Origin of the sequence: Chryseobacterium mulctrae (genome assembly GCF_006175945.1) — a bacterium.
GTDB lineage: Bacteria > Bacteroidota > Bacteroidia > Flavobacteriales > Weeksellaceae > Chryseobacterium > Chryseobacterium mulctrae.
Window position 1 is genome coordinate 1,810,948 of sequence record NZ_VAJL01000001.1, and the last position, 26,234, is coordinate 1,837,181.

Sequence of the window (26,234 nt, forward strand, 5' to 3'; positions counted from 1 at the left end):
AATTAACCTTTTGCTTTAGCAATGATATCTTCAGCAACGTTTTGAGGAGTAGCTTGGTACTTCTCTAATTCCATAGAAGAAGTAGCTCTTCCTGATGAAAGTGTTCTTAGAGTAGTAACATAACCAAACATTTCAGACAATGGAACTGAACCTTTGATAACAACGGCACCGTTCTTCTCTTCTTGTCCACTGATTGTACCTCTTCTCTTGTTAAGGTCACCAATGATGTTACCCATATATTCTTCCGGAGTTACAACCTCCAATTTCATAATAGGCTCCATAATTACTGGCTTAGCAGCACGTCCCGCTTCTTTAAATCCTAATTTAGCAGCTAATTCGAAAGAAAGAGCATCAGAATCCACCGCGTGGAAAGATCCGTCTTTAAGAGTTACTTTAATACCTTCAACTTCGAAACCAGCCAAAGGACCGTTCTTCATTGCAGCTTTAAAGCCTTTTTCAATTGCAGGAACAAATTCTCTAGGAACGTTACCACCTTTGATCTCATTGATGAATTCTAAACCAACTTTACCTTCGTCAGCAGGTCCTAGTTCAAATACAATATCAGCAAATTTACCTTTACCACCAGATTGTTTTTTGTAAACTTCTCTGTGCTGAGCAACTCTTGTAAGATTTTCTTTATATTCTACCTGAGGTTGACCTTGGTTAACTTCAACTTTGAATTCTCTTCTCATACGATCTACAATGATATCTAAGTGAAGCTCACCCATACCAGAGATAATCGTTTGTCCTGAAGCCTCGTCAGTTCTAACCGTAAACGTAGGATCTTCTTCAGCCAATTTAGCTAGAGCGTTACCCATTTTATCTTGGTCAGCCTTAGTTTTAGGCTCAACAGCGATACCAATTACCGGATCAGGGAAAACCATCGATTCTAGAACGATTGGGTTTTTCTCGTCACACATAGTATCACCAGTTTTGATAGATTTGAAACCTACAGCAGCACCAATATCACCAGCTTCAATATATTCTACTGGGTTTTGCTTGTTAGCGTGCATCTGATAGATTCTAGAGATTCTTTCTTTATCTCCTGAACGAGTGTTCAAGATATAAGAACCTGCATCTAGTCTTCCAGAGTAAGCTCTGAAGAATGCCAATCTTCCTACGAAAGGATCGGTAGCAATCTTAAATGCCAATGCAGAGAAAGGTTCGTTTACGTCTGGCTTTCTGAAAATTTCAGCATCAGTTCTTGGGTCAGTACCTTTGATATCATCTTTATCCAATGGAGAAGGCAAGTATTTACATACTGCATCCAACATAAACTGTACTCCTTTGTTCTTAAATGAAGAACCACAAGTCATTGGGATAATAGATAAATCGATAGTAGCTTTTCTAAGAGCTTCGTTGATTTCGTCTTCAGAGATTGAATCTGGATCTTCGAAGAATTTCTCCATCAAAGTATCATCATAATCTGCAACAGCCTCAACTAATTTCTCTCTATATTCTAGAACTTCATCTTTCATGTCTTCTGGAATTGGAACTACCTCGAAAGTAGCACCTTGTCCAGCTTCATCCCAGATGATCGCTCTGTTTTTAATTAAGTCTACAACACCTTTGAAATCTTCTTCAGCACCGATTGGTAAAACGATAGGAACTGCGTTTGATCCTAACATTGTCTTAACCTGGTTTACCACGTTAAGGAAGTCAGCACCTTGTCTGTCCATTTTGTTTACAAATCCCATTCTTGCAACTTTGTAGTTGTCAGCAAGTCTCCAGTTTGTTTCAGACTGAGGCTCTACTCCATCTACTGCAGAGAATAAGAATACCAACCCATCCAATACTCTCAAAGATCTGTTTACTTCTACTGTGAAGTCAACGTGTCCCGGTGTATCGATGATGTTGAAGTGGTAAGGCTTAGTATCAGCTAAAGGTTTTCCTTGGTCTGTTGGAAAGTTCCAAGAACAAGTAGTTGCAGCAGAAGTAATAGTAATACCTCTTTCTGCTTCCTGCTCCATCCAGTCCATTGTAGAAGCACCATCGTGAACTTCACCAATTTTGTGGTTTACACCTGTATAGAATAAAATTCTTTCTGTAGTGGTAGTTTTACCAGCATCAATGTGCGCAGCAATACCAATATTTCTTGTAAATTTAAGATCTCTACCCATTTCAGATTAGAATTTAAAGTGTGAGAAAGCTTTGTTAGCTTCCGCCATTTTGTGAGTATCAGATTTCTTCTTGTAAGCAGCACCTTCTTCTCTTGAAGCGGCAACTACTTCATTAGCCAATTTCAAAGCCATAGACTTATCATTTCTCTTTTTAGAGTAGCTAATTAACCATTTCATTGCCATAGAAATTTTTCTATCAGCTCTGATTGGCATAGGAATCTGGAAGTTTGCTCCACCTACTCTTCTAGAACGTACTTCTACGTGAGGCATAACGTTAGTTAATGCATCTTTCCAGATTTCAAGGGCAGTCTTTTCAGTTTCTCCTTTTTTAGTTTCTACGATGTCTAATGCATCATAGAATATTTTGAATGCGATTGACTTCTTACCGTCAAGCATCAAGTTGTTTACGAATCTAGTTACCAATTGATCATTAAATTTTGGATCTGGTAACAACGGTCTTTTTTTCGCTTTTGTCTTTCTCATTGTTTCTGTACCTTATTTAATGATTATTTTTTCTTTCCTTTAGCCGGTGCAGCTGCAGCTTGACCTGGCTTAGGTCTCTTAGCTCCGTACTTAGATCTTCTTTGAGTTCTTCCGCTTACTCCAGCAGTATCTAACGCACCTCTTACGATGTGGTATCTAACTCCTGGTAAATCTTTTACTCTCCCCCCGCGTACCAATACTATCGAGTGCTCTTGAAGATTATGTCCTTCACCTGGGATATAGGCGTTAACTTCTTTACCGTTTGAAAGTCTTACCCTTGCAACTTTTCTAAGTGCAGAGTTAGGTTTCTTAGGAGTGGTAGTATATACTCTCGTACATACACCTCGTCTTTGTGGACAAGAATCAAGTGCAGCCGATTTACTCTTCTTGGTAAGTGCGACTCTTCCTTTTCTAACTAATTGTTGAATAGTAGGCATTTAATTGCTTTTATTTTAGGGTGCAAAAATAATAATAATTTTTTAATTGACAAGTAGTTATGTAGAAATAATAATCTTTATTTAATTTAAACTAACCTTATGATTACCTACAATTTACAGCAAACAGAGACATACAACAAATTTTAAAAATTTTTATAGCCTTAAAATACTTTACCCAATTTTACCTTTGACCCATCTATTTTTATTAATTTATTACTAATTGATTCAGCCTTAAACATCATAATTATATTTATCTAATCATTAAACACATTTTAAAATCAAACAAATTAATCCTAATTAAATTAAAAAAATTTACAATAGTTATCTTCTATGAGATCAAGTTGATTTCGGCACAATATTTCCTGCTTAGAAATATCAAAAAATAAACTCATGAAATCATCACCATTTGCTATTATAAAGAATAATGGAAATAAGTGTGATTCCATATGACCTTTAAAAATAAATTATATACATATGAAAAACGCAAACATTATCGGCCTAAAAGAAGCCGACTGCCAAAACATTTCAGAAAAACTGAATATCTTACTAGCTAACTATTCTGTATTTTACCAGAATACAAGAGGTTCTCACTGGAATATCAAAGGTGAACAATTTTTCACACTGCATCCTAAGTTTGAAGAATTATACAATAGTTTAGTTTTAAAAATAGATGAGATTGCAGAACGTATATTAACTTTAGGAGCAACTCCGGCGCACAATTATTCAGATTACCTTCAGGTTTCTACCATTAAAGAAAGCAAAGAAGTAAGCGACGGCAATAAAAGTGTAGAGATCATTCTGAATTCTTTCAAAGTGGTCATCGATTTGCAAAGAGAGCTTTTAGATATTACAGACAAAGCAGGTGATGAAGGTACCAACTCGCAAATGAGCGACTATATTACAGAGCAGGAAAAAGAAGTCTGGATGTACAATTCTTATTTAGGGAAGTAAAAACAAGACAAAAATCATTACAATATTTAAAAAATCGTCTTACATTTAGACGATTTTTATTTTAAATAAACTAAATTTGTGTTAAAATTACACAATATGCAACATATGACGTTTAACTCCATTCTAGACAACGATTTCTATAAAATTACCATGCAAAATGCGGTGGTAAAACTTTTCCCAAGTCAAACTGTAAAATACGAATTTATCAATCGTGGAAAACATCATTTTCCTGAAGGTTTTGATCATGCTTTAAGAGAAACTGTCAACAAAATGGCAGAGCTGAAACTGACTAAAGATGAGAAAAAGTTTTTAGCTAAAACCTGTCCTTATTTAAACTTACCTTATCTTGATTTTCTAGAAGGCTATCATTACGATCCATCTGAAGTAAAAATTGTACAAACAGAAAATGATCTATCGGTTACTGTTGAAGGACTTTGGTACCGAACCATTCTTTGGGAAGTTCCTTTATTGGCTTTGATTAGTGAATTGCATTACGAAATGAATCATATGGAAAGAGATTCTAACGAAACCGTAATGGCAAAAACGCTGGAAAAAGCAGATTCACTAAACAAGTTGGGAGTTAACTTTGCAGAATTTGGTACAAGAAGAAGACATTCTTATAAAGTACAAAATTTGGTAATGGAAGCTTTAACCCAGAAAAAGGACTCTACATTTATAGGAAGCTCCAACGTACATTTCGCAATGAAATACGGTGTAAAACCAATTGGAACTCATGCTCACGAATGGTTTATGTTTCACGGAGCCGAGTTTGGATTTAAAATGGCCAACGAATTAGCCCTTGAACATTGGGTTGATGTTTATCGTGGAGATTTGGGAGTCGCTCTTTCAGACACTTATACCACTGATGTTTTCTTCCAGCAATTTGATAAAAAATTCGCAAAACTTTTCGACGGAGTTCGTCACGACAGTGGTGATCCGTTAGAATTTGCCGACAAAACCATTGCTCACTACAAACGACATGGGATTAATCCTTTATTTAAATATATTATTTTTTCTGATGCTTTAAATCTTGAAAAAGTAGAAGAAATCACCAATTACTGTAAAGGAAAAATCGGAGTTTCTTTTGGGATTGGAACCAATCTTACGAATGATGTCGGTTTAAAACCAATGAACATCGTGATGAAACTTATCGGCGTACAATCTCTCAACAACGAATGGATTCCTACCGTAAAACTTTCTGATGAACATGGAAAATACACTGGTGATCCAAAAATGATTGAACTTGCAAAAGAGTTTTTGAGGATTAAAGATTAAAAACATTTAAGTATGATGAAAAATTTATTTCTACTTAGCGGAATTATATTCACTTTAATCTCCTGCTCTATTCAAACCAAAGCTCAAGATGGTAAACCCGGAAAAGACGGAACTTCTGGTGTTTCAAAAATAGGTTTCAACCAAAAACTGGCAGATTCTTTAGGAGCAGATAAATATGGGATGAAAGCTTACACCATCGTAATGTTGACAACCGGCTCAGCAAAAATTGATGATAAAGAGAAAAAAGCAGAATTAATGAAAGGCCACATGACCAACATCGGAAAATTAGCCGATGAAGGAAAAATTATTGTAGCCGGACCGTTCTTAGAAAAGAATAAAGAAAACTACCGCGGAATGTTTATCTTCAACACCAAGTCAAAAGAAGAAGCCGAATCTTGGGTAAAAACTGATCCCGCCGTTGCGGCCGGAATTTTCAGTTATGAAATATTTCCTTGGTACGGTTCCGCAGCTTTGCCTTTGTACTTGAAACATCATGATGAAATTTCGAAAGAAAATCCTTAAATCTTTTTCGATGAAACTATATTGCATCTTATTATTTCTATTGATGCTGATTAATTGCAATAAAGAACCCAAAGTTTTTGAATTCACCACAGATACTGTTGATAAAAATATTGTACAAGAATTAAAACAAATAACAAACAGGAAACCTTACGGCTTACTTTTCCAAGATGAAAAATATGAAGTCTGGAATAGCTGTTCCGGAGAATGGGGTGGAACAATTTATTTTAAAAATAAAAACAATGGAGAAATTCGTTATGCACAATCCACCTGCGCAGTTTCAGTAAATAAAATTGGTGATAAATATTACATTTCAAACGTATCTACTCACTTGTATGAAAGATCCTCTATCTTGGAAATCATAAATCCTGAGAAAATGGAATTGACTTTAAAATTACCACCTTTTCATCCTGAAATTATAACAAGAGAATATGAAACTCAAAGCAATTTAGGAATAAAGACAATTGCAGATTCTACAGGTGTATCTATTTTAACAAGCTTTGTATATAAGGATAATTTATATTCAATCATAAAAAACTACAAAAACGACTTAATAACTATTTCAAAAGTTGAGAACAATAAATTCAAAACAATACAAACATTGGATGGATTAATTTTAAATGATTCCCCACATATTGTAAAAGAATCGGAAAACCATCAAAAACTTTATTTTCAACATCCTAAAAGTGGTATTTTAGATGTAAAAGACAACAAAATAAAATTTACATTTTACAAAAAACAATTGAAAATATAATCTCGTAAATCTTTGAGTTATTTCTAATCTAACCTCGCAGACAATAGCAATTATAATTCTCTAATAATGAAAAAAAAATATAACACAAAAGTTCAAATACATTTCATTTTATGCATCCTTACCACTTTATTATTTTCATGTGAAACAAAATCACAAAAAAGCGATAGCACATATTTGAATGAAAAGCAGCATTTTCATTCAAAATTAATTAAAAAAGAAAAAGCACCTCAAGAATACGAAGACTTAGTAAGCACAAAAGATCTATTAAAAGTAGAATATCTTTCAAATGGAATTAATTTGAAAGCATTAATTGTCAAAAAAAATCTAGATTCAACGAAGCGAAAACCTATCCTTGTCTATTTACACGGAGGTTTTGCATTGGGAGAACAAGATTTATTAGACTGTCAAGTTTTCACAAAGCAAGGTTACATCGTATTTGCTCCAAGTTATAGAGGTGAAAATGGAAATGGTGGAAACTTTGAATTATTTCAAGGAGAAGTTGATGATGCAAAGGAAGCAATAAAATGGATAGCAAAACAACCATTTGCAGACAGTACTAAAATATATGTATTTGGACACAGTATTGGCGGAGGAATATCTTCATTGCTGTCTTTAGAAAACAATGTTCCAATTGCAAAAAGCGGAAGTAGCGGCGGTTTATATACACAAGATTTTTATGGTTGGGAAGACATAATTCCTTTTGATAATAAAAATCCATTAGAAGGTAAAATGCGTGTTTTAGTAGAAAACATTCCTTCGATGCAGATTAATCATTATGCTCTTGTCGGGAAAGAAGATGAGGGATTATATGATCTAAAAGATGAACTTAACGCTATATCACGTAATTCAAAATTAAAACTTATTTATGTTGATGGAGATCATTTCACAAGTTTAGAACCAGCAATGAAAAAGTTTATTGAAATAATAAATAACGAGAAAAAATAAGATTGAAACGAAAAAAGCATTACTCAAAACTGGAATGGATAAATTCAGCTCAACCATACAACTTCCATCTTACAAATTAAAAAACATTGAACAATATCCAAGTCTATTTCCCTTATCTTTTTTAAGTTAACTAATCCAAATGAAAATCATAGAAGAAGTCTTAAAAATTAAACAAAATTATTTTCCGAGCTAGATAAAACATTGAGGTTTCCCATAAAGAAAATCTTTTTTTGTTTTTGTAATTTTGAAAAATGGAAATCACTTATCTCATCATTGGATGTTTTGCCGGAGGAATTATCGGCGCTATTTTGATTTATTTTGTTTTGAAATCGTCTATGGTTTCAAGAAGTTCTTATGATGAATTGAATTATTTACATATTAAAACTAAAGCTGATTTAGAAAATTTGAATCTGAAAATTCAGGATTTAGATCAAATTATCAAAAATGAAAAAGATTTAAATCTTCAACAATCTGATTTATTGAATGATCTTAAAAATGAGTTCTCCAAAATTTCAGCAGAAAACACTTTTCTCCAAACACAATTTGATGAACAAAAATTTTTAAATCAAAAACAAAACGCTCAAATTGAGTTGATTTTGAATGAAAAACAACATTTGTATGCTAAAAATTCAGAATTATCTGCTCAAAATGAAGGTCTACAAAAATCTTTAGAAACTCAGAAAGAAGAGATTAAAAAAATTCAGGAAGAAGGAAAACTGCAATTTGAAAATTTGGCGAACAAAATTCTAGAAGAAAAAACAGAAAAATTCACAACTGTCAATCAAAATAATCTTAAAAATATCCTTGAACCTTTTCAGGAGAAAATCAACGATTTAAAAAACAAGGTCAACGAAGCTTATGAAAAGGAAAATAAAGAACGTTTTTCTCTGGCTGAAAAAGTGAAAGAATTGGCTTTGCTCAACCAACAAATTTCGGAAGATGCTAAAAAACTGACCAAAGCTCTGAAAGGTGAAAGCAAAACTCAGGGAAATTGGGGCGAAATGATTCTGGAAAGTATTTTAGAAAAATCAGGATTGGTAAAAGGAAGAGAATATTTCCTGGAGCACGAACTGAAAGATGAAGATAATAAAGCTTTGTTTTCAGAGTTTTCGGGTAAAAAAATGCGCCCTGATGCGGTTGTAAAATATCCCGACGAAAGAAATGTGATCATCGATTCTAAAGTTTCTTTGACCGCCTTTACAGAATTGGTAGACGAAACAGATTCAGACATTTATCAAATTAAAGTCAACCAACATTTATCTTCTATTAAAACTCACATCAGCCAATTGAGTCAAAAAGCGTATGACGATTACGGAAAATCTTTAGACTTTGTCATGATGTTTATTCCGAGCGAACCGGCTTATATTGCTGCAATGCAAGCTGATCAAAATCTTTGGAATTTTGCTTATGAGAAAAGAATTTTACTTTTAAATCCGAGCAACCTGATTACTTCATTAAAACTCATTGCTGATCTTTGGAAAAGAGAATATCAGAACAGAAATTCTATGGAAATTGCTGAGCGTGGTGCTAAATTATACGACAAATTCGCAGGTTTTGTAGAAAACCTTGAAAAGGTTGGAAAAAATTTAGACTTAGCAAAAAATGTTTACAATGATGCTTACAAGCAACTATATACAGGAAATGACAACTTAATTGTCCAGACTCAGAAACTAAAATCTTTAGGAATTAAAAATAAAAAAGAGCTTCCACAAAGCTTGATCGGAAATATAAGTGATGAATAAATAAACGTGAATAGTGAATAGTCAATTCACTTCGTTTGTCAATTTTAAACTCTTTTGTAAAGCAAAATTTACAATTGAGAATTGATTTTTAATCAAATACACTAAATTATATAACTAATCTTCCGCCAATGAATGATTGATAAGTCTGATGTAAATCTTATTTTTGCATCAATTATCAATCATTCCCCATTTATGATCATCGAGAGTTTTCAAAACGAAAAGATAAAACACATTACCAAACTTCTTACAGACAACCGTTTTCGTAAAAAATCGGAAGTTTTTGTAGTAGAAGGACAACAGGAAAACGAAAGAGCTCAGAAATACAATTTTGAAGCTGTAGAATTCTATATCTGTGAAAACATTTTCAAAGGAAATACTCCTAAAAAGAAAATTCATTTAGTGAGTGATAAAGTCTATGAAAAAATTGCTTATCGAGGGACTTCAGAAGGAATTATTGGAGTTTATAAAACCAAAGAATCTCATTTAAACAACTTTCAACCAAAAGAAAATTCAACGGTAATCATCGTAGAAGGTGTTGAAAAACCAGGAAACTTAGGTGCAATCTTAAGAAGCTGCGAAGCTTTCGGAATTGATGCTTTAATTGTTGCCGATGGAAAAACAGATTTTTATAATCCTAATGTAATTCGATCTAGTGTTGGATGCCTTTTTGGAATGGAAGTTTTTCAGGCAGACAATAACGAAGTCTATGAATTTTTAAAGAAAAACAACTTCAACATATATACAACCATTATGGATGAGACTTCCAAAGATATGTTTGAAAGAGATTTCACAAAACGTTCGGCGGTCTTATTTGGTACAGAGCATTCAGGGTTGAGTGATTTCTGGTATGGTAAAGGTCAAAATACATTAATACCGATGACCGGAAGTATTGACTCTTTAAATTTGAGTAATGCTGTAGCGATTACATGTTATGAAGCTTTAAGACAGAAAAAGTCTTAGTTGTTTTTTTAATAGTAAGACCTAAAAAAACCGTCTCGCTGAGCGAAACGGTTCTTTTATTTTAAGTCGGAGCTGATTAGTGTTTAGCTTCTTCTTTCTTAGCTTCACCTTTAACTGCTTCAGTAGCAACTTTAGCGTCAGCTTTGATAGAATCAGTAGCAACTTCTGCATTAGTTTTGATAGAATCAACAGCAGCATCTTTAGTAGAATCGATAGCAGTAACTACTGAATCTTTGTTAGCTTCGATTGAATCAGTAGAAGTTGTAGCTTCACCTTTTTTACAAGCAACTAAAGAGATTGCAGCGATAGCAGCTACGAATAATGACTTTTTCATAATAAATTAAATTTAATTTTGTTAATATTGTTTTTTAAATCTTTTTCTCTGTTCGGTTATTTGAACAAGACAAAGGTATAGCAGATATGAAATTTGTTTATGAAAAATAATTGTAATAACTTTGTAAAATAGTTTTACAAATAACAAATACTGATAATCAATAATTTAACTACTTTTTTATAAAGTGACAGATTTAGACCTCTTACATTTTGAGCAGCTCAAAAAGGACGTTCAAGCTCAATATTTGAAAGAATACACCCCTTCTTATGATGAAATATCTAAGTGGAAGGGGATTGATATTATATATTTTCAGGAAGACCTTAGGAAAAAGGCCAAAGGAAACATCAGTGAAAAATCTTTTTACACCTATTTTAAATCTTCTCCGGTTTCAAAATTACCTCGTATTGATATGCTTAATTTATTGAGTATCTATGCGGGTTACGACTCATGGTATGATTTTAAAAAGAACCATCTTTTCGCAGGAGAATTATTAAGTGATGAGAAAGATTTGAGTGATGATGAACTGAAAGAATTAGAAAAAACAGTTTCAAGTGCATTAAATTTACCTAAAACCGAAGAAGAGCCTAAAAAAACAGTATTTAATAACGAAGAAAACACCGTTTTACAAGAAAAGAATACTGAAAATCAAATAATTGAAAAAAAACAAACTATTTTAGAATCTTCTAAAATATCAGAAATAAAACCACCGAAAAAGAACTACCAAAGAACTGCATGGATTGCTGCGGCATCAGTTTTTGTTATTTTATTGGGACTTTTAGGTTTTAAGGATGAAATTTTTCAAAAAACTTATAAGTATTGTTTTACGGATGCCGACAGAAATCTAAATGTTCAGCGTGATATTGAAATTAAAGTTATTAAAGAAAACGAATCTCCTATTTTATACAGAATTAAACCAGGAGAATGTTTCATCTATCCAACAAAGGATAAAACTTTGAAAATGCAAATCAGTTCGACGGTTTATGAAGATCTTGAAGTCAACAGAAATCTTGAGAATGCACCTGAAGAAGAAACGATAGAGCTGAAACCCGATGACTATAAGATGGCGCTCTATTATTTCTCTATAAAAGATATTAACGGAGAAAATTCTGAACAGCTCATCAAACAGAAAAGAAAACAGCTGGAAAACCTCATCAGCAACACAGCTACCATAACGCAGGTTTATGACAGTGATATCTACGGTCTTGAAACTCTAGACAAGCAGGATTATATCACTTTGGTGACTACACCTACCACTTCATTAAAAAACCTGAACGTTATTGAAATGAAAAAAGATAAAGGAAAAATAGTATCTATCAAATTTAAAATCTCAAACCATGAAAACAATAAATAACTTTTTGTTTTTGACGATACTTCTTGGCGTCATCATGATTGCCTGTACAAAAAAAGAAGAAAACAACAACATAAGTGATCTTGAAAAGCTAAGAAACACAAACAATATCAATGTACAAATGGACAGTACACAAGCCATTAACTCTATTACTTTACAAAAAGTACAAGACGTGCTTGATCTGTCTACTCTTTATCTTTCCGGAAATAAAAAGACTGAAATAGATACTGCTATTTATTCAAAAATTGAGAAGTATTTTCAGAAATCAGATTCTACAACTTTCCAAGGACTATTTAAAGAACTTGAAAGTTTGAAGGTGAAAAAGGTGAAAGTAAGCCACATTAATGTTTTCAAAAAAATAAACGATAAAGACACTTTAGATTTCGCAAAATTTAATGTGGAATATATTGGCGACAAAAATAAATCAATAGGAAATTTTGAAAGAAGTGCACAATACACCCTTGTTTCTAAAGCCACAGAAAAAAATAAAGAATTTAAATTTTATTTTATTAAATTCTATTCAGACTTGCTGGAAAAAGACAGCACTTCAGTAGGCGTAACCAGATAATCTAGGGGAATATCATTTTCCCAGACATCATCAATCATATCATCGGGGTTAAAATAATTAACTCCGATTTTTTTTGAATCTTTTGAAATATTTTCAAAGAATTGATCATAAAATCCCTTTCCATACCCTACCCTGTTTCCTTTAAAATCACAATAAAGCAAAGGAGTAATCACAAAATCGAAATCTAAAACTTCTGAATCTTCGTTTGAAACAGGTTCAGAAATTCCCCAATTATTGGTTTCAAATTGAGTGTCAGAGAAAATTTCAACAGAAATCAATTTTGCATCAACGATTTTAGGAACAAAAACTTTGATATTTCGGCTTAAAAAGTAATCAATAAAAATCTGGGTATTAATTTCTTTAAACTTTTCAATCGGAATGAAAATATGGATTTTTTGATCAGAAACAGGTTTAAAATAATCGATGAAATTTTGAAAAATTCTTTTAGAAAAAAGAGAAATTTCATCTTTTGACAGATTATTTCTTTTTTCAAGATATATTTTTCTGAGTTCTGATTTTTTCATTTTCAAATTTATAAAAAATAGCATTATACAAAACCATTTTAGAGATAGCGCTCCTACGGAGCGCAAAGTTTTGTTACATTATGTTTCTACACAGATAAAAGGCCTACGGAGTTTTCTAATAATATTTAATTCAATAAAAAAAAGGTTGCGCTCCGGAGGAGCGCAACCTTTACATCATCATAAATCTGAGGATCGACTATCCTAAAATTTTATATATTTTATCTGACAAACGAACTCTGAACGGAAGTTCAAAAGTAATTTGGTCACCTGCTTTTGCTGTTTCGCAAGAACTTCCATTAACAAATATTTCAGTAATTGTAATTTCCTGTTCTCCTGTTGTTGGGCCAGAGATTAAAACTTTATCTCCAACTGAAACTTCATTATTTTCAATTAAAAATTGTGCAATTTTTGATTTTGTATAGTAATGTTCAGCTTTTCCAATCAATGTTTTTTTGACTGCAATTTTCTGGCGAATATTTTTAGAATCAACTTTTGCTAAAGGTTTATTTGGTAAATCTCCTGACTTTTTAAAGGTCAAAGCATCAGACTTTCCTTTTCTGAAAACTTTATTACCAACCTGCAATCCTTTTCTTAAAGCAACTTGTTCTTCGACCGGCAAGTGTGTTATTTCTAAACATTCTGTAGAACAACAGTTTTCCATCGCCGTTTTACAGTCATCACACTGAATAAACAACAAATGACAAGCATCATTAGCACAGTTAGTGTGATTATCACACGGTTTTCCGCATTGGTGACACTGAGAAATAATATCGTCGGTAATTCTTTCTCCTAATCGGTGATCAAACACAAAGTTTTTACCAATAAATTTACTTTCAATATTTTCTTCTTTGATTTGACGGGTATATTCAATAATGCCGCCTTCCAATTGAAAAACATTTTTAAAACCTTGATGTTTGAAATAAGCACTTGCTTTTTCACAACGGATTCCGCCCGTACAATACATCAAAAGATTTTTATCATCTTTAAAATCCTGAAGCTGCTCGTTGATAATCGGCAAACTCTCTCTGAAGTTTTCCACATCTGGAGTGATAGCACCTTCAAAATGTCCTACTTCACTTTCGTAATGATTTCTAAAATCTACTACAATTGTATTGGGATCTTCCAATAAGTTATTAAACTCCTGTGCTTTTAAGTGAATTCCTTTATTGGTCACATCAAAAGTATCATCATTCAAACCATCGGCAACAATTTTATGTCTTACCTTAATCGTTAATTTCAAGAAAGAATGATTGTCTTGTTCTACTGCAACATTAAGACGAATTCCTTGCATAAAATCATAGACTTCCAACGTATTTCGAAAATCTTCCAAATGATCTGCAGGAATACTCATTTGAGCATTAATTCCTTCATGGGCAACATAGATACGACCTAATGCATCGAGTGCGTTCCAGGCTATAAATAAATCGTCGCGAAATTTTTTGGGATTTTCAATTTTGGCATACGCATAGAAAGACAAAGTAAGGCGTTGCTTACCAGCTTCATCAATAAGTTGAGCTCTTTCTTCTGCGCTTAAGGTGTTATACAGTTGCATGCTATAAACGGTTTAAGTGAGAAAATTATTTTTGCAAAGATAGTTAATTTTTCAAATGTGGTTGATATGACATAAAGCACCTTCTTATAAGTTACAATTTAACTTTTTGACTGATTTTACAATCTAATAGATGACATTTTGTCTTTAATAATTTTTTAAGCAGTGTTAAACTCATACGATAATTATTACATAAACTATAAAATGGTATAATTCTCGTTAAATTTTAGTTAAAAATGAAACACTTAAGATTATTTACATACATATTTAGCATTAAATTTGTGTAAGATAAAATAACAATCAAACAAAGAAGACATACAATGAAGAGTACTTTTAAAAAACTTTTACCATTTGCCGTTGTAGGGGTTCTCTCAGGAGCTACTACCGTTGGCGTGCAACAATATCTAAGTCACGATTCTAACAACGGTGACCAATCTTATTTTACAAAATCTACCAATGCTTCGTTTGTGGGAATGAATACTGCAACTGTAGGTGACGATTTTGTAAAAGCATCTAAAATGACAGTTCCGGCTGTTGTAACTATTAAAAATTATCAGAATAGGGCATCAAGCAGAGCGTCTGAGCAGGATTTGTTTGATTTCTTTTTCGGCGATCCTTTTGGAGGAAAAGGCCAACAAAGACAGAGACAGCAACAGCAAGCGCCAGAAAATATGCCTTCAGGTTTAGGATCTGGAGTAATTATTTCTCCGGATGGATATATTATTTCAAACAACCACGTTGTAGCAGGAGCAAATAAGCTTGAAGTTGTTTTAAGCAATAAAAAATCTTATATCGCAACTTTGGTAGGAACTGATCCAAACACTGACATTTCATTACTGAAAATCGAAGAAAAAGGATTGCCATTCTTAAACTTTGCCAATTCTGACAACGTTGAAGTTGGACAATGGGTTTTAGCAGTGGGTAATCCTCTTGGATTAAACTCTACGGTTACAGCGGGAATTATTTCTGCAAAAGGAAGAGGAATAGGAATTTTGGGCGGACAAGGAAAAGCAACTAACCCAATTGAAAGCTTTATACAAACCGATGCTGCCATTAATCCTGGAAACTCAGGAGGAGCATTGGTAAATGTAAATGGAGATTTGATTGGAATTAACTCAGCGATTTCATCTACAAACGGATATTATCAAGGCTACGGCTTTGCTGTTCCTGCGAATTTAGCAAGAAAAATAATCGAGGACATTAAGAAATTCGGTATTGTACAGAGAGGTTTCTTAGGTGTAAACTCTTTAGATTTATCGAATGACCAACAAGTTGCTTACTACAATCAAGAAAAGAAAACGAATATAAAACCAGGTTCTGGAGTTTATATTACAGGACTTCCTGATAATAGTGGTGCGCAAGAAGCGGGAATGAAAGTTGGAGACATCATTACCAAAATTGACGGAGCCAACATTACAGATTTTGCAGATCTCTCTGTTGCCATCGGAAGCAAAAGACCAGGTGATAAAGTACAGGTAACTTACTCAAGAAACGGAAAAGAGACTACCTCTACAGTTACTTTAAAAGATCAAAAAGGCGGAACTTCTGCAAGAACGAAAGCTGATCTGAGCGTCACTGAAAAAATTGGTGCAGATTTCCAAAGTCTGGATGACAGAACGAAAGCTTACTATGGACTAAGCAACGGAGTTGTTGCTAAAAATGTAGTGGAAGGAAGCGAAATCGCTAAGGCGGGTATAGTAGACGGTTATATCATTACTGAAATTAACGGGAAGCCTGTAAATTCTCAGAAAGATGTAGAAAACTTATTAAATAAATTCACCGGAACAGGCCAGATAAAATACATGGATGATTACGGAAGAGGCTATCAAAGAGGATTTAAAATGCCTTAGTAGAAACAAATAATAAACAAAAACGCTGCAGATCTTAAGGTCTGCAGCGTTTTTTATGTTTTAAAAGATTACTTTTTATTCATTTTTTCAGCAATTCTTTTCTTCTTATTTCTTTCATAAATTATCTCTACGATCTTACCTCCCATCCAAGCAAATGGAAAAAAGACAAGAAAAATAGAAATTTTATAAAATGTAGGATGATAAGGAAGAATGATTACATCAAGCATTGCTATAAAAAGCATGATGAAACCAATAAGAATTGCATAAGCTACTTTTGCATATTTTACAATCATTGCCGTAACAACTCCTCCCACGGTAGTTCCTAATCCTGAAATAAAAAGCAAAAAGCCGAAGAAGGCATCATTATTTTTCATGCTTTCTAAAAATCTCTGCCAATGCTCAAACGGAGCAAATGCATCAAAGGTAACCCACTTTGGAAAAGCCCTTATACCAAGAGTGATAATAAGCCCTGCAATCACAAGACCTACCAAAACTGCAAATGTATTTCTTAAAAAATTCATTAATCCTGATGTGCAATCATAGAAATTTCGATATCAACATTCTTTGGCAAACAAGAAACCTGTACAGTTTCACGAGCCGGAAAGCTTTCAGCATCAAGATATGATGCATAAATATCATTCATCACCGCAAAATCATCCATACTTTTAAGGAAGATTGTTGCTTTAACCACATTTTTAAACGTCATTCCTGCTTCTGTAAGAATCGCTTCAAGGTTTTTCATTACCTGATGTGTTTCCTTTTCAATTCCTTCTACCAGTTTACCCGTTGCAGGATCTACAGGAATCTGACCAGAGATATACAAAACTCCGTTGGCAAGATTTGCCTGAGAATAAGGACCAATAGCTGCAGGAGCATTAACTGTGTTGATGATTGTTTTCATATATAGATTTATTTACTTTAAAAATCATACCAAATCATTTACGACTTGAATATAGTTTATTTTGGGTGCAAAGATAAAATTTATATTGTAAAATCAGTATGACTTTAGAAAGGTGCATTAGGCTGAGTAAAACTTCTGTCTTTATACTTCAATGCATCGCTCAATATATTTGCTTTAATACCGATAAAGAAATCATAAACTTTATACTGTCCAAAAGGAACCCAGTTAAAATTTATCGTAAAACTACGCTGATCTCTTGAGAAACCAATTCTTGTATACGCCAATTCTTTGGTCACCATATCATAATGCGTACTACCATTAATGTTCCAGTAAGGAGTAAGCTTTAAGCTTCCATCTAAACCAATGGACGCCATTTTAGTTGCTGTTCTCGATAAGTTTCTTGAATATTGGTAATTGGCATTCAAATTTAACGTCCATGCCTGATCAAAATGGGCATAATTATCATCGTCAAAGAAATAATTTTCATTTCTGATTTCCCCTTTTTGCGAATAAGTTTTGGCGTAATCTTTTTTCTCACCAAACAATTCGTTGCTTAAAGGATAAGAAAGCTGTACATTGAAACCCTGCACGCTAAAAGATCCAAAATCTTCTGTTCTGATTCCTGTATCTGATCCCGGAGCAAATAGAATCTTATATGGTTCAATCGTTAAACTTGTATTTACGCTTAGCTTATTATCAAAGAAAGAAGATTGTCCGTTCACAGAGATAATTGACCACGGATGACTTTTTGCAGCAAAATTATAATTCCCGCTTACATTTAAAGATTCAAAAATCTTCATTTTTTTCACTCCAGTAGAATCACTCTTAGACCTTACCTTCATTTCGATATTGTTCCCGATGTTATAGTTTAAAGCTCCCGTCATCCCTGTTGTAGGTGTTCCTACAACTCCTCTATCAAAAATTGAATACGGTGTTAAGGCTCCATTTGCATTATAGAAATTCTTAAAGTATCCAAATTGTTCCCCACCAAAATCCGGAGAATAGGTGAACCCAATACTCGGCGTCATCATGTGTCTTATTGCCTGTATCGTGGATCCTTTTTTGAAGTTTGCCTGACCGTATAATTGAGTCTGCACACTTGCTGTTGTAGAAAAAATGCTATATCCCGCAATTTTATTATTAAATTGATCAACTTCAATATTCTGAATTGGGTCGTAATATTTTGTAAGCGTCTTCGTGGTAAGAGCATTATCAATTGTAGCCCCTAAACTAAAAGTAAAAAATTTAGCAAAAGTAGTATTTGTTCCTAAAGCAATATTATTTTTCAAACCTGTTTGAAGTTTGTCCCACATTGCATCTGTAAACATTTCACCATCCGATGTATTGACAGAATTCGTTAGATTTAAACCTGTATTAACTGTAATATTTTCCAGCAAACCTGATCTCACACCAGTTTTCGATTTAAATAAATAAAACTGATTGATTGCTACGTTCATTTGAGGCAAACGCAAACTCGCCGTTTTTTCTGCAAAGTTCTGAGAGTAAGAAGCCGTACTCGTAATCGTTGCAGGAAGTTTCAAAAACCTTTTAGTCAGGGAAAGTGTTGAGTTTTGCTGCGTTCTCAAAACACTTTGATCCATAATAAAGGCATTGTTTACGGTATTATTATAGAAAGCAGTACTCGTCATATCCACAGACGCAGAAAATGTAAGGAAAGGATTTGCTTTTGTATCTTGAGTATGCCTCCAAGCAATTCTATATGTTCCAGTTTTGCTGTAATTATCAAGACCTTTAATTCCACGAACCGTACTTCCGATATCTGCCGAGAAATTCCCTGAATATCTATATTTTTTAAGATAATTCATTTCAGGTCTTACCGTCCAGCTTCCTTTTGTATAAATATCTGCAAGAACTTTTAAATCGAAATGTTCACCAATCGGCTGATAATACCCTATTCCATTTAGGAAAAAACCAACATCTTCTCTTTCACCAAAACTTGGAATAAGAATACCTGCAGCTCTTTTACTTGAAAACGGTAAAATAGCAAACGGCAAAATCAAAGGCGTAGGAACATCTTCGATGTACATTTGTGCGGGACCTACAATTAAGGTTGAGCTTTCTTTTCCTTTCTGCATTTTGATATAAGATGCCAAAAGGTGATAATCGGGTCTTGTATCTTTTTTATCGATGTAATAACTATCGGTCGTAAATTCTGCATGTCGCATTACAAAAACAGAATCGTTGTACTTTTTAGTTTTATCCGCAACAATTAAACCTTCACTTTCCTCTGTTCTTGCGTTATAGGCAATAGCTTCTCTGGTTTTCGTATTATAATTAAAGCTTTCTACTTCATATTTTTTCCCTGCCTGATTTACCTGGGCAAGCTCAAATACTTTCCCTAAAGAGTCCAGCTTTCCACGGGCAAAAATTAAGTTTTTTTCTTCATCAATTGAGATATAATCTGCATCGATCTGCATATCCTGATATTTTACCTGAGCATTTTTATTCAGATAAATCATTTTTTTCGGAACATCTCTACGAATATCATCGGCTTTATAATCTACCACAGCGTCTAGAGATTCTTTTGGTGCAGCAATGGTATCCTTTTTGGAAATAGTATCGTTAATTATCGTAGCTTTAACTACTTTTTTAGGACCTTCCTGTGCTAAAAAACTGTTAAAAATTAGGATAATTAAAAATTGTAATATATTTTTGAAGACGGTTTTGTCCAATTTTGTTCTATATAATTTGGCTCAAAATTAATATAATTTTTATAACTGTATGATGTACCAACTAAATTTTAAAACAATTTTAGCATTTCTACTGATATTCTTTACCTCTTTTACTTTTGCTCAAAAAAAATTCACTGTAGTTTTGGATGCAGGACACGGAGGAAGCGATAACGGAGCTAACAGAAATTATCCAGATCTGGGTCTTGTTCAGGAGAAGCATGTTACGTTAGCAATTGTTCTGAAATTAGGAGCAATGCTTGAGAAAAACAAAGAATTTAAAGTTATTTACACCCGAAAAATAGACGAGTATCCTTCTTTAACAGACAGAACCAATACCGCCAACCGAAGCAGGGCAGATTTATTTATTTCTGTACACGTTAATTCTTCGCCAAGTCGTTCTGCGACAGCAAGAGGAACCGAAACTTTCGTACAGGGTCCTGCTCAAAACAGAGAAAATCTTGAAGTAGCGAAGCAAGAAAACAGCGTAATTTACCTTGATGAAAAAGATAAAGAGACTTTTGCCTCTTATGATGCATCTTCACCCGAATCTTTAATTGCCTTAAAATTACAGCAAAGTAAATATCTTGAAAACAGCTTAATTGTAGGAAGCTTCGTAGAAGGAAACTTTGAAAAAAGCGGCCGTTTTTCGCGTGGTGTAAAACAGGAAAACCTACACATCTTAAGAAGAAGTGCGATGCCTTCTATTCTTATTGAAACAGGATTTGTAAATAATTATGAAGATGCCGCATTCTTAAATTCTGAAAAAGGACAGCAGGAAACAGCAGAAAATATTTATAAAGCAATTATTGACTATAAAAAAGCAGTTGACAGAAAAACAGGAGCGCAAGTCATTACCAAAAAACCGGAGCCAGAAAAACCGGCAGAAGTTGCATTGAAAAATGACTTCAGAATTTTACTGATGACAATGCCTGTAAAATACAACGATGGAGATCCGGAATTAAAAGGATTGAATTACATTCTTCCTATCAAAGAAAACGGATTGTATAAATACTATTATGGTGTAACCAATATGGCATCTGTAAAAGACATTAATCTTAAAACAGCTAAAGATGCCGGATTCAGAAATTCTTATGCGGTAGGATTTATGCCAAACCAAAAACTGAGCATCGGTTATTATAATATTGAAGTGTATGTAGGAAAAGATAAATTAAGCTCAAATTCTTTCATCCTTCAAACCTTAAAAGATGTAGAAAGAAACAAATCTAACGGAATGTTCTACTACACTTACGGAAAAGTTTACACCCTGGAAGACGCAGTTAAACTTCAAAAAGAACTGGAAGCCAAAGGAATAAAAAATACCGTTATTCAGAAGAATTTTAAATAAACTCTATAATTTTGAAGTTTAAAAGTTTATTTATACTTTTGCAACCTCAAAATTTGGTCTATTCGTCTAGTGGTCAGGACTCAAGGTTTTCATCCTTGCAACAGGAGTTCGATTCTCCTATAGACTACCAAAAAGCTCTCTATTTCAGAGGGCTTTTTTTTATGCGTTTTTCTAAAACTTTTCAAAGTATAAAAACTCAGAGGAGATCTTCTGTATTAATTTTTATCTTTTGAATCCATAGTTTCCAGAACTAAAGCCCGAATCTATCTGTAATTTTTTTGTATATTTAGGCTACAACTTATTTTTATGAAAAATTCAATACTCTTAATTTCCTTCTTATTTCTATTTTTCAGTTGCGACAATAAAGACAAAGCAAACGATTTAGCTCTGAGAGAAAAGGAATTACTGAATAAAGAAAAATTATTTGCACAAAAAGAAGCCGAATACCAATCTCTGTTAAAAATGAGAGACAGTATTTTTAATCATAAAAATTCAGATTCAACAAGAATCACCAAATGGTCTGATGAAATTTCCGGAGCTTGGACAGGAAAAGTAATCTGTACAGAATCTAACTGCGGAGATTATGTTGTAGGAGATCAGCGTACCGACACCTGGGAATTCGACAGCGATTCCATACAGTTATTTACCAAAATCATCAATAACAATAATCTGGTAAGATTATATTCAGGAAAATTTGAGAATAACGAAATCAAGCTTAATTTTAAAACAGATTCTACTGCAAAAAAACAGGTAAATATGAATGTCTTACTGAATGAGATTTCATCAAACAAAATCAGAGGAACAAGAACCGTTGCAGTTGACAATTGTGTGGCAAAATTCTCTGTAGAATTAATACGTTCAACAAAATAAACACAGATGACTCTATTAAGTATACACAACCTCAGTCTTCCCATTGAAGATCCGGTATTGAAGTTTCTTTTGGTGCTCATCATCATTCTTGCGGCACCGCTTTTACTCAATAAAATTAAAGTTCCTCATTTGTTGGGGTTAATTATTGCAGGTGCAGTAATCGGTCCGAACGGATTTAATGTTTTAGCGAGAGACAGCAGCATTGTAGTGACCGGAACAACCGGACTGCTCTATATTATGTTTCTTGCCGGTCTTGAAATCGATATGGGAGATTTTAAGAAAAATAAATGGAAAAGTCTCACTTTCGGGTTGTTTACATTTATCGTTCCGTTTGTTTTGGGATATTTGGGAGGATATTATATTTTGAAATTTTCGGTATTAACCTCTATTCTTTTTGCCAGCTTATTTTCGTCTCATACTTTAATTGCTTATCCTTTAATAAGTAAATTAGGAATTGCAAAAAATCCTGCAGTGAATATAACTGTTGGAGGAACGATGATTACAGATGTTTTGGCACTATTGGTTCTTGCCATTATTGTCGGGATGTCTCAAGGTGATGTAGGAACAGAATTTTGGGTAAAACTTTCGGTTTCCTTTGTGGTTTTTGCATTGGTGGTCTTGGTGATTTTCCCAATGATCGGAAGGTGGTTTTTCAAAAAAGTAAATGATAAGATTTCACAATATATTTTTGTATTGGTGATGATTTATCTGGCTGCTTTGTTAGCTGAATTAGCTGGAGTTGAAGCTATTATCGGAGCCTTCTTTGCCGGACTTGCTTTAAACAGATTGATTCCACATACTTCTTCGTTGATGAACCGGGTAGAATTTGTCGGGAATGCCATTTTCATCCCTTTTTTCCTGATCAGTGTGGGAATGCTGATTGATTTTAAAGTTTTTTTTGAAAGTTGGAAAACTTTGGAAGTTGCAGCGATTATGCTTGTGGCATCCATTGGAGGAAAGTATCTTTCTGCTGTTGCTACACAAAAAACATTTAAACTTTCAAAAGATGAAGGCAAACTTATTTTCGGTTTAAGTTCTGCTTCTGCAGCAGCAACTTTAGCTTCTGTGATGGTGGGTTATAATATTATAATTTCGGAAACAGAAACCGGAGAACCGATTAGATTATTAAACGAACATGTTCTTAACGGAAGTATTTTATTGATTCTTATTTCGTGTACCATTTCATCATTCATCTCTATGTCGAGTGCTCAGAAGATTGCAGAACAGGATAATGAGGAAACCGTTTCCGGAAACAGTCACGAACAGGAAAATATTCTTTTAGCATTAAATCACGAATCGACTGTTGAAAGAATGGTGAATCTTGGAATTTTAATTAAAGCTCATTCGAATACAGAAAATTTATTTGCTTTAAATGTAATTAATGAAGATAAAAATGAGTCTTCTGTAAAAAATGCAGAGAAACTTTTACATCAGGCAACCGATATGGCAGCAGCGGCAGATGTGAAAATACAGCCTCTAAAAAGATATGATAATGATGTTATCAACGGTGTAAACAACGTAATTAAAGAGCAAAACATCACCGATCTTATTATCGGATTAGAAGACAGCAAAGGTTTTTCGACTTCCTTCACCGATAATCTTTACAATGGTTATTTACAGCGTGATGATTTGAATGTCTTGGTTTATCATGCAATTCAGCCTTTGGCTACCATAACAAACCATGCGGTGATGATTCCAGAAAATGCTCATAAAGAAGCCGGATTTTTCCATGCTTTGTTGAGAGTTTGGAATATTGCTAGAAATTCTGGAGCAACGGTGACATTTTATGCTTCAGAAGAGATTTTGAATATTTTGCAAAGAATTATTAAAAAAGCCAATATTGAAGCCGAATTCATCATTATGAACACTTGGAAAGACGGTGAGCAAACAGCAACCCAACTTAAAGATAATGAAGCTCTTATTATATTTATGGCAAAAAGAGGAATGAAGTCTTACATTCCACAAATGCGATTGATTCCCGAGCTTCTCAACAAATATTTGAGTGATAAAAATTATCTACTTATCTTCCCTTTTTCGGAATTTGAAAATACCAATTTTGAAAAAAGATCCGTAGGAAATCACAGTGATTTTATGGAAATAGGAAATATTGTAAATAAAGTTTTCAGATAAACATGCTGAAAAACAAGTACGTAAAACTAAACATCAGTAAATTTTCATTCAAAATTAAATTTGATTTTGTTTAAAATGCGAAAAACATTACTTTTGCAAAAGTTTAGAGACTGAGAAATCAGTCGACAGGATAAAAACTGGTAAACTTTACTCTTAATGAGTAAATAAACACAGGCCTCACAAGACTACCAAATTTTACATCATGCCGAATTTAAAAATTCAAGAAGCGCAACAGCTTTTTAATAAGATTCGCTCTAACCCGAAAGGGTATGATTTAAAAACTAGTACGGAAGGGATTACAGGCAAGGATGATAAAATTAGTTTCAAACTCTACAAGAGCGGAGAAAAAAGTATTTTTGAAGTAACCATCGACGGACTTACTTTTTCCAACTCTACCGGAGAATGGAATAATGCAATGATTATGTTGGAAAACATCATCAATAAATTAGGAAAAGAAACTGAAAATATTAAAGTACAACAGGCCTTAGACAAGCTTAAAAAGTACCTTTCAGAAGAAAACTAAAAATATTTTAAAATAATTAAAAATAAATTTGGTGGGTAACAAAAAAGTCTGTAAATTTGCACTCACATTTAAACGATATGGCTAATCATAAATCAGCACTTAAAAGAATAAGACAAAACGAAGTTAGAAAAGTTCGTAACAGATACTATCACAAGACTGCTAGAACAGCTCTAAAAGTTTTAAGAAACGAAGAAAATAAAGCAGCAGCTACTGAGCAATTGCCAAAAGTTATCGCTTTGTTAGACAAATTAGCTAAGAAAAACATTATTCACAAGAATAAGGCAGCTAACTTGAAAAGTAAATTGACTAAGCACGTTAATAAATTAGCGTAATTATATAGTTGGCCCGTTCGTCTATCGGTTAGGACCTCAGATTTTCATTCTGGTAAGAGGGGTTCGATTCCCCTACGGGCTACTAAACTTAATTACTACTAACCGGGTAATTAAAATAAGAGTTGAAACTTATAAAAACAAAAAAACTAACCCTGTAAATTCATTTACAGTTTGGTAGATGGCCCGTTCGTCTATCGGTTAGGACCTCAGATTTTCATTCTGGTAAGAGGGGTTCGATTCCCCTACGGGCTACAAAAAGAGATTTCAAAATTTGAAATCTCTTTTTTCATTTAATAAAATACTGTTAAAAATCATCAATAAAGTTTGCTTATCTATCTCTAAAAGTTATACTTTTGCAACTCATCAGATGATATGATGTTTTTATCATGCAAATTCAAAGAAAAACTTTAGCACAAGAAGTAGCAGAAAGATTAATCGAAGGAATATCCAACGATGAATATGCTATTGGGGAAAAACTGCCGATTGAACCTGAGCTGATGAAGATCTATGGCGTGGGCCGTTCCAGCATCCGTGAAGCGATAAAGATCTTATCTATTCAGGGAATTCTTAATGTACAGCAAGGCGTAGGAACTTTTGTAGTTTCTAAAAATGTTCACGAATCATTAGAAACTCAAATGAATAAAGCACAGATCGAGGAAGTACAGGAAGTACGTTCATTGCTTGATTCAAAAATTGCAGCAAAAGCAGCGATTAACCGAACTGAGAAAGATTTAGAAACAATTAAAAATTATCTGAATCTCAGAAATCAATTTGCAGAACAAAATCTTGCGACAGAATGTTATCAAGCAGACATTAATTTCCATTTAGCCATTGCAGAAGCATGTGGAAATAATCTTTTAAAAGAAATCTACAAAATAGCAACCAAACATATTATGAGTTCTTTCGAAACGAGACATCATAACAATACAGAATCATTTAAAATTTCTCAGAAAATTCATATCGATCTTTATCTATCGATAGAGAATGGTGATGCAGAGAAAGCAGCTATCATTGCTCAAAAAATAGTAGATCAGATTTATTAAAAAAATTTAACAAAATTCATCAGATGATATGATGAATA

25 protein-coding genes and 3 tRNA genes are annotated in these 26,234 nt (G+C 33.4%); 19 read left to right on the forward strand and 9 right to left on the reverse strand.

Annotated features, from left to right (window positions below):
• Positions 1-2: 2 nt before the first annotated feature.
• From fusA to rpsL, 3 genes are read right to left on the reverse strand one after another with little or no spacing between them, the layout of a single operon-like run.
• The gene (gene fusA / locus FDY99_RS08130) at positions 3-2,120 is read right to left on the reverse strand and encodes an elongation factor G (protein ID WP_074230952.1); all 2,118 of its coding nucleotides are present in this window, start codon (positions 2,118-2,120) and stop codon (positions 3-5) included.
• A 6-nt stretch (positions 2,121-2,126) separates the two neighbouring features.
• On the reverse strand, positions 2,127-2,603 hold the full coding sequence (gene rpsG, locus FDY99_RS08135; protein WP_027387226.1) for a 30S ribosomal protein S7: 477 nt from the start codon (positions 2,601-2,603) through the stop codon (positions 2,127-2,129).
• 23 nt (positions 2,604-2,626) lie between these two features.
• The gene (rpsL, locus tag FDY99_RS08140; RefSeq protein WP_027383325.1) at positions 2,627-3,040 is read right to left on the reverse strand and encodes a 30S ribosomal protein S12; all 414 of its coding nucleotides are present in this window, start codon (positions 3,038-3,040) and stop codon (positions 2,627-2,629) included.
• 474 nt (positions 3,041-3,514) lie between these two features.
• Here rpsL and FDY99_RS08145 point away from each other — a divergent pair, with 474 nt between their 5' ends.
• The 7 genes from FDY99_RS08145 to FDY99_RS08175 all read left to right on the forward strand — a co-directional run bounded on the left by FDY99_RS08145 (position 3,515) and on the right by FDY99_RS08175 (position 10,186).
• The gene (locus FDY99_RS08145; RefSeq protein WP_074230950.1) at positions 3,515-3,991 is read left to right on the forward strand and encodes a Dps family protein; all 477 of its coding nucleotides are present in this window, start codon (positions 3,515-3,517) and stop codon (positions 3,989-3,991) included.
• A gap of 96 nt (positions 3,992-4,087) precedes the next feature.
• Entirely contained in the window at positions 4,088-5,266 is a 1,179-nt protein-coding gene (gene pncB, locus FDY99_RS08150) for a nicotinate phosphoribosyltransferase (RefSeq protein WP_139420590.1), read from the forward strand.
• A 12-nt stretch (positions 5,267-5,278) separates the two neighbouring features.
• Positions 5,279-5,788 (forward strand): YciI family protein, encoded by a 510-nt coding sequence (locus FDY99_RS08155; protein ID WP_228448756.1) that lies wholly within the window; start codon positions 5,279-5,281, stop codon positions 5,786-5,788.
• 10 nt (positions 5,789-5,798) lie between these two features.
• Positions 5,799-6,539: a hypothetical protein gene (locus tag FDY99_RS08160; RefSeq protein WP_139420592.1), complete on the forward strand. Its 741-nt coding sequence runs from the start codon at positions 5,799-5,801 to the stop codon at positions 6,537-6,539.
• A gap of 66 nt (positions 6,540-6,605) precedes the next feature.
• Entirely contained in the window at positions 6,606-7,484 is an 879-nt protein-coding gene (locus tag FDY99_RS08165) for an alpha/beta hydrolase family protein (RefSeq protein ID WP_139420594.1), read from the forward strand.
• Between the two features lie 251 nt (positions 7,485-7,735).
• The gene (rmuC, locus tag FDY99_RS08170; RefSeq protein ID WP_139420596.1) at positions 7,736-9,226 is read left to right on the forward strand and encodes a DNA recombination protein RmuC; all 1,491 of its coding nucleotides are present in this window, start codon (positions 7,736-7,738) and stop codon (positions 9,224-9,226) included.
• Positions 9,227-9,418: 192 nt separating this feature from the next.
• Positions 9,419-10,186 carry an RNA methyltransferase gene (locus tag FDY99_RS08175; RefSeq protein WP_139423782.1) on the forward strand — a complete coding sequence of 256 codons (768 nt, stop codon included), beginning with the start codon at positions 9,419-9,421 and terminating at the stop codon, positions 10,184-10,186.
• Positions 10,187-10,262: 76 nt separating this feature from the next.
• Here the strand turns inward: FDY99_RS08175 and FDY99_RS08180 are convergent, their stop codons facing one another.
• Positions 10,263-10,520, reverse strand: coding sequence for a hypothetical protein (locus tag FDY99_RS08180; RefSeq protein ID WP_115948798.1), 258 nt, complete (start codon positions 10,518-10,520; stop codon positions 10,263-10,265).
• Positions 10,521-10,704: 184 nt separating this feature from the next.
• On the opposite strand from FDY99_RS08180, the gene FDY99_RS08185 reads away from it, so the two are divergent.
• A complete protein-coding gene (locus FDY99_RS08185; protein WP_139420598.1) occupies positions 10,705-11,871 on the forward strand; it encodes a hypothetical protein in 1,167 nt (388 codons plus the stop codon).
• Positions 11,855-12,436, forward strand: a complete 582-nt coding sequence (locus FDY99_RS08190; RefSeq protein ID WP_139420600.1) for a hypothetical protein — start codon at positions 11,855-11,857, stop codon at positions 12,434-12,436. The genes FDY99_RS08185 and FDY99_RS08190 overlap by 17 nt, the downstream gene beginning before the upstream one ends.
• Here the strand turns inward: FDY99_RS08190 and FDY99_RS08195 are convergent.
• Entirely contained in the window at positions 12,385-12,960 is a 576-nt protein-coding gene (locus tag FDY99_RS08195) for a 5-formyltetrahydrofolate cyclo-ligase (protein WP_139420602.1), read from the reverse strand. The two genes, FDY99_RS08190 and FDY99_RS08195, sit on opposite strands and share 52 nt — an antisense overlap.
• A gap of 196 nt (positions 12,961-13,156) precedes the next feature.
• Positions 13,157-14,512, reverse strand: coding sequence for an oxygen-dependent tRNA uridine(34) hydroxylase TrhO (trhO, locus tag FDY99_RS08200; protein WP_139420604.1), 1,356 nt, complete (start codon positions 14,510-14,512; stop codon positions 13,157-13,159).
• 317 nt (positions 14,513-14,829) lie between these two features.
• Here trhO and FDY99_RS08205 point away from each other — a divergent pair, with 317 nt between their 5' ends.
• Complete coding sequence (locus FDY99_RS08205) at positions 14,830-16,359, forward strand: trypsin-like peptidase domain-containing protein (protein WP_074230939.1); 1,530 nt, start codon at positions 14,830-14,832, stop codon at positions 16,357-16,359.
• Between the two features lie 68 nt (positions 16,360-16,427).
• Here FDY99_RS08205 and FDY99_RS08210 read toward each other — a convergent pair whose 3' ends face one another.
• The 3 genes from FDY99_RS08210 to FDY99_RS08220 form a co-directional block, all read right to left on the reverse strand.
• Positions 16,428-16,880: a hypothetical protein gene (locus tag FDY99_RS08210; protein WP_102978826.1), complete on the reverse strand. Its 453-nt coding sequence runs from the start codon at positions 16,878-16,880 to the stop codon at positions 16,428-16,430.
• The gene (locus tag FDY99_RS08215) at positions 16,880-17,260 is read right to left on the reverse strand and encodes a RidA family protein (protein ID WP_074230937.1); all 381 of its coding nucleotides are present in this window, start codon (positions 17,258-17,260) and stop codon (positions 16,880-16,882) included. The genes FDY99_RS08210 and FDY99_RS08215 overlap by 1 nt, the downstream gene beginning before the upstream one ends.
• 104 nt (positions 17,261-17,364) lie before the next feature.
• A complete protein-coding gene (locus FDY99_RS08220) occupies positions 17,365-19,953 on the reverse strand; it encodes a putative LPS assembly protein LptD (protein ID WP_139420607.1) in 2,589 nt (862 codons plus the stop codon).
• A gap of 52 nt (positions 19,954-20,005) precedes the next feature.
• On the opposite strand from FDY99_RS08220, the gene FDY99_RS08225 reads away from it, so the two are divergent.
• The 9 genes from FDY99_RS08225 to FDY99_RS08265 all read left to right on the forward strand — a co-directional run bounded on the left by FDY99_RS08225 (position 20,006) and on the right by FDY99_RS08265 (position 26,196).
• Complete coding sequence (locus FDY99_RS08225) at positions 20,006-21,298, forward strand: N-acetylmuramoyl-L-alanine amidase family protein (RefSeq protein ID WP_139423783.1); 1,293 nt, start codon at positions 20,006-20,008, stop codon at positions 21,296-21,298.
• 55 nt (positions 21,299-21,353) lie between these two features.
• Positions 21,354-21,428 (forward strand) — tRNA-Glu (locus FDY99_RS08230).
• Between the two features lie 176 nt (positions 21,429-21,604).
• Positions 21,605-22,168, forward strand: coding sequence for a hypothetical protein (locus tag FDY99_RS08235; RefSeq protein WP_139420609.1), 564 nt, complete (start codon positions 21,605-21,607; stop codon positions 22,166-22,168).
• A gap of 6 nt (positions 22,169-22,174) precedes the next feature.
• The gene (locus FDY99_RS08240; protein WP_139420611.1) at positions 22,175-24,298 is read left to right on the forward strand and encodes a cation:proton antiporter; all 2,124 of its coding nucleotides are present in this window, start codon (positions 22,175-22,177) and stop codon (positions 24,296-24,298) included.
• Positions 24,299-24,500: 202 nt separating this feature from the next.
• Positions 24,501-24,821 carry a hypothetical protein gene (locus FDY99_RS08245; RefSeq protein ID WP_074230932.1) on the forward strand — a complete coding sequence of 107 codons (321 nt, stop codon included), beginning with the start codon at positions 24,501-24,503 and terminating at the stop codon, positions 24,819-24,821.
• 77 nt (positions 24,822-24,898) lie between these two features.
• The gene (rpsT, locus tag FDY99_RS08250) at positions 24,899-25,153 is read left to right on the forward strand and encodes a 30S ribosomal protein S20 (protein WP_048501176.1); all 255 of its coding nucleotides are present in this window, start codon (positions 24,899-24,901) and stop codon (positions 25,151-25,153) included.
• A gap of 10 nt (positions 25,154-25,163) precedes the next feature.
• Positions 25,164-25,235: transfer RNA gene (locus FDY99_RS08255), tRNA-Glu, on the forward strand.
• Between the two features lie 98 nt (positions 25,236-25,333).
• Positions 25,334-25,405 (forward strand) — tRNA-Glu (locus FDY99_RS08260).
• Positions 25,406-25,539: 134 nt separating this feature from the next.
• The gene (locus FDY99_RS08265; protein ID WP_139420613.1) at positions 25,540-26,196 is read left to right on the forward strand and encodes a FadR/GntR family transcriptional regulator; all 657 of its coding nucleotides are present in this window, start codon (positions 25,540-25,542) and stop codon (positions 26,194-26,196) included.
• Positions 26,197-26,234 lie beyond the last annotated feature (38 nt).

What these genes read in the sequence shown, in the direction of transcription:
- fusA (WP_074230952.1), bottom strand. Translation starts at nt 2,120, where the DNA reads ATGGGTAGAGATCTTAAATTTACAAGAAATATTGGTATTGCTGCGCAC.
- rpsG (WP_027387226.1), bottom strand. Translation starts at nt 2,603, where the DNA reads ATGAGAAAGACAAAAGCGAAAAAAAGACCGTTGTTACCAGATCCAAAA.
- rpsL (WP_027383325.1), bottom strand. Translation starts at nt 3,040, where the DNA reads ATGCCTACTATTCAACAATTAGTTAGAAAAGGAAGAGTCGCACTTACC.
- FDY99_RS08145 (WP_074230950.1), top strand. Translation starts at nt 3,515, where the DNA reads ATGAAAAACGCAAACATTATCGGCCTAAAAGAAGCCGACTGCCAAAAC.
- pncB (WP_139420590.1), top strand. Translation starts at nt 4,088, where the DNA reads ATGCAACATATGACGTTTAACTCCATTCTAGACAACGATTTCTATAAA.
- FDY99_RS08155 (WP_228448756.1), top strand. Translation starts at nt 5,279, where the DNA reads ATGATGAAAAATTTATTTCTACTTAGCGGAATTATATTCACTTTAATC.
- FDY99_RS08160 (WP_139420592.1), top strand. Translation starts at nt 5,799, where the DNA reads ATGAAACTATATTGCATCTTATTATTTCTATTGATGCTGATTAATTGC.
- FDY99_RS08165 (WP_139420594.1), top strand. Translation starts at nt 6,606, where the DNA reads ATGAAAAAAAAATATAACACAAAAGTTCAAATACATTTCATTTTATGC.
- rmuC (WP_139420596.1), top strand. Translation starts at nt 7,736, where the DNA reads ATGGAAATCACTTATCTCATCATTGGATGTTTTGCCGGAGGAATTATC.
- FDY99_RS08175 (WP_139423782.1), top strand. Translation starts at nt 9,419, where the DNA reads ATGATCATCGAGAGTTTTCAAAACGAAAAGATAAAACACATTACCAAA.
- FDY99_RS08180 (WP_115948798.1), bottom strand. Translation starts at nt 10,520, where the DNA reads ATGAAAAAGTCATTATTCGTAGCTGCTATCGCTGCAATCTCTTTAGTT.
- FDY99_RS08190 (WP_139420600.1), top strand. Translation starts at nt 11,855, where the DNA reads ATGAAAACAATAAATAACTTTTTGTTTTTGACGATACTTCTTGGCGTC.
- FDY99_RS08195 (WP_139420602.1), bottom strand. Translation starts at nt 12,960, where the DNA reads ATGAAAAAATCAGAACTCAGAAAAATATATCTTGAAAAAAGAAATAAT.
- trhO (WP_139420604.1), bottom strand. Translation starts at nt 14,512, where the DNA reads ATGCAACTGTATAACACCTTAAGCGCAGAAGAAAGAGCTCAACTTATT.
- FDY99_RS08205 (WP_074230939.1), top strand. Translation starts at nt 14,830, where the DNA reads ATGAAGAGTACTTTTAAAAAACTTTTACCATTTGCCGTTGTAGGGGTT.
- FDY99_RS08210 (WP_102978826.1), bottom strand. Translation starts at nt 16,880, where the DNA reads ATGAATTTTTTAAGAAATACATTTGCAGTTTTGGTAGGTCTTGTGATT.
- FDY99_RS08215 (WP_074230937.1), bottom strand. Translation starts at nt 17,260, where the DNA reads ATGAAAACAATCATCAACACAGTTAATGCTCCTGCAGCTATTGGTCCT.
- FDY99_RS08225 (WP_139423783.1), top strand. Translation starts at nt 20,006, where the DNA reads ATGTACCAACTAAATTTTAAAACAATTTTAGCATTTCTACTGATATTC.
- FDY99_RS08235 (WP_139420609.1), top strand. Translation starts at nt 21,605, where the DNA reads ATGAAAAATTCAATACTCTTAATTTCCTTCTTATTTCTATTTTTCAGT.
- FDY99_RS08240 (WP_139420611.1), top strand. Translation starts at nt 22,175, where the DNA reads ATGACTCTATTAAGTATACACAACCTCAGTCTTCCCATTGAAGATCCG.
- FDY99_RS08245 (WP_074230932.1), top strand. Translation starts at nt 24,501, where the DNA reads ATGCCGAATTTAAAAATTCAAGAAGCGCAACAGCTTTTTAATAAGATT.
- rpsT (WP_048501176.1), top strand. Translation starts at nt 24,899, where the DNA reads ATGGCTAATCATAAATCAGCACTTAAAAGAATAAGACAAAACGAAGTT.
- FDY99_RS08265 (WP_139420613.1), top strand. Translation starts at nt 25,540, where the DNA reads ATGCAAATTCAAAGAAAAACTTTAGCACAAGAAGTAGCAGAAAGATTA.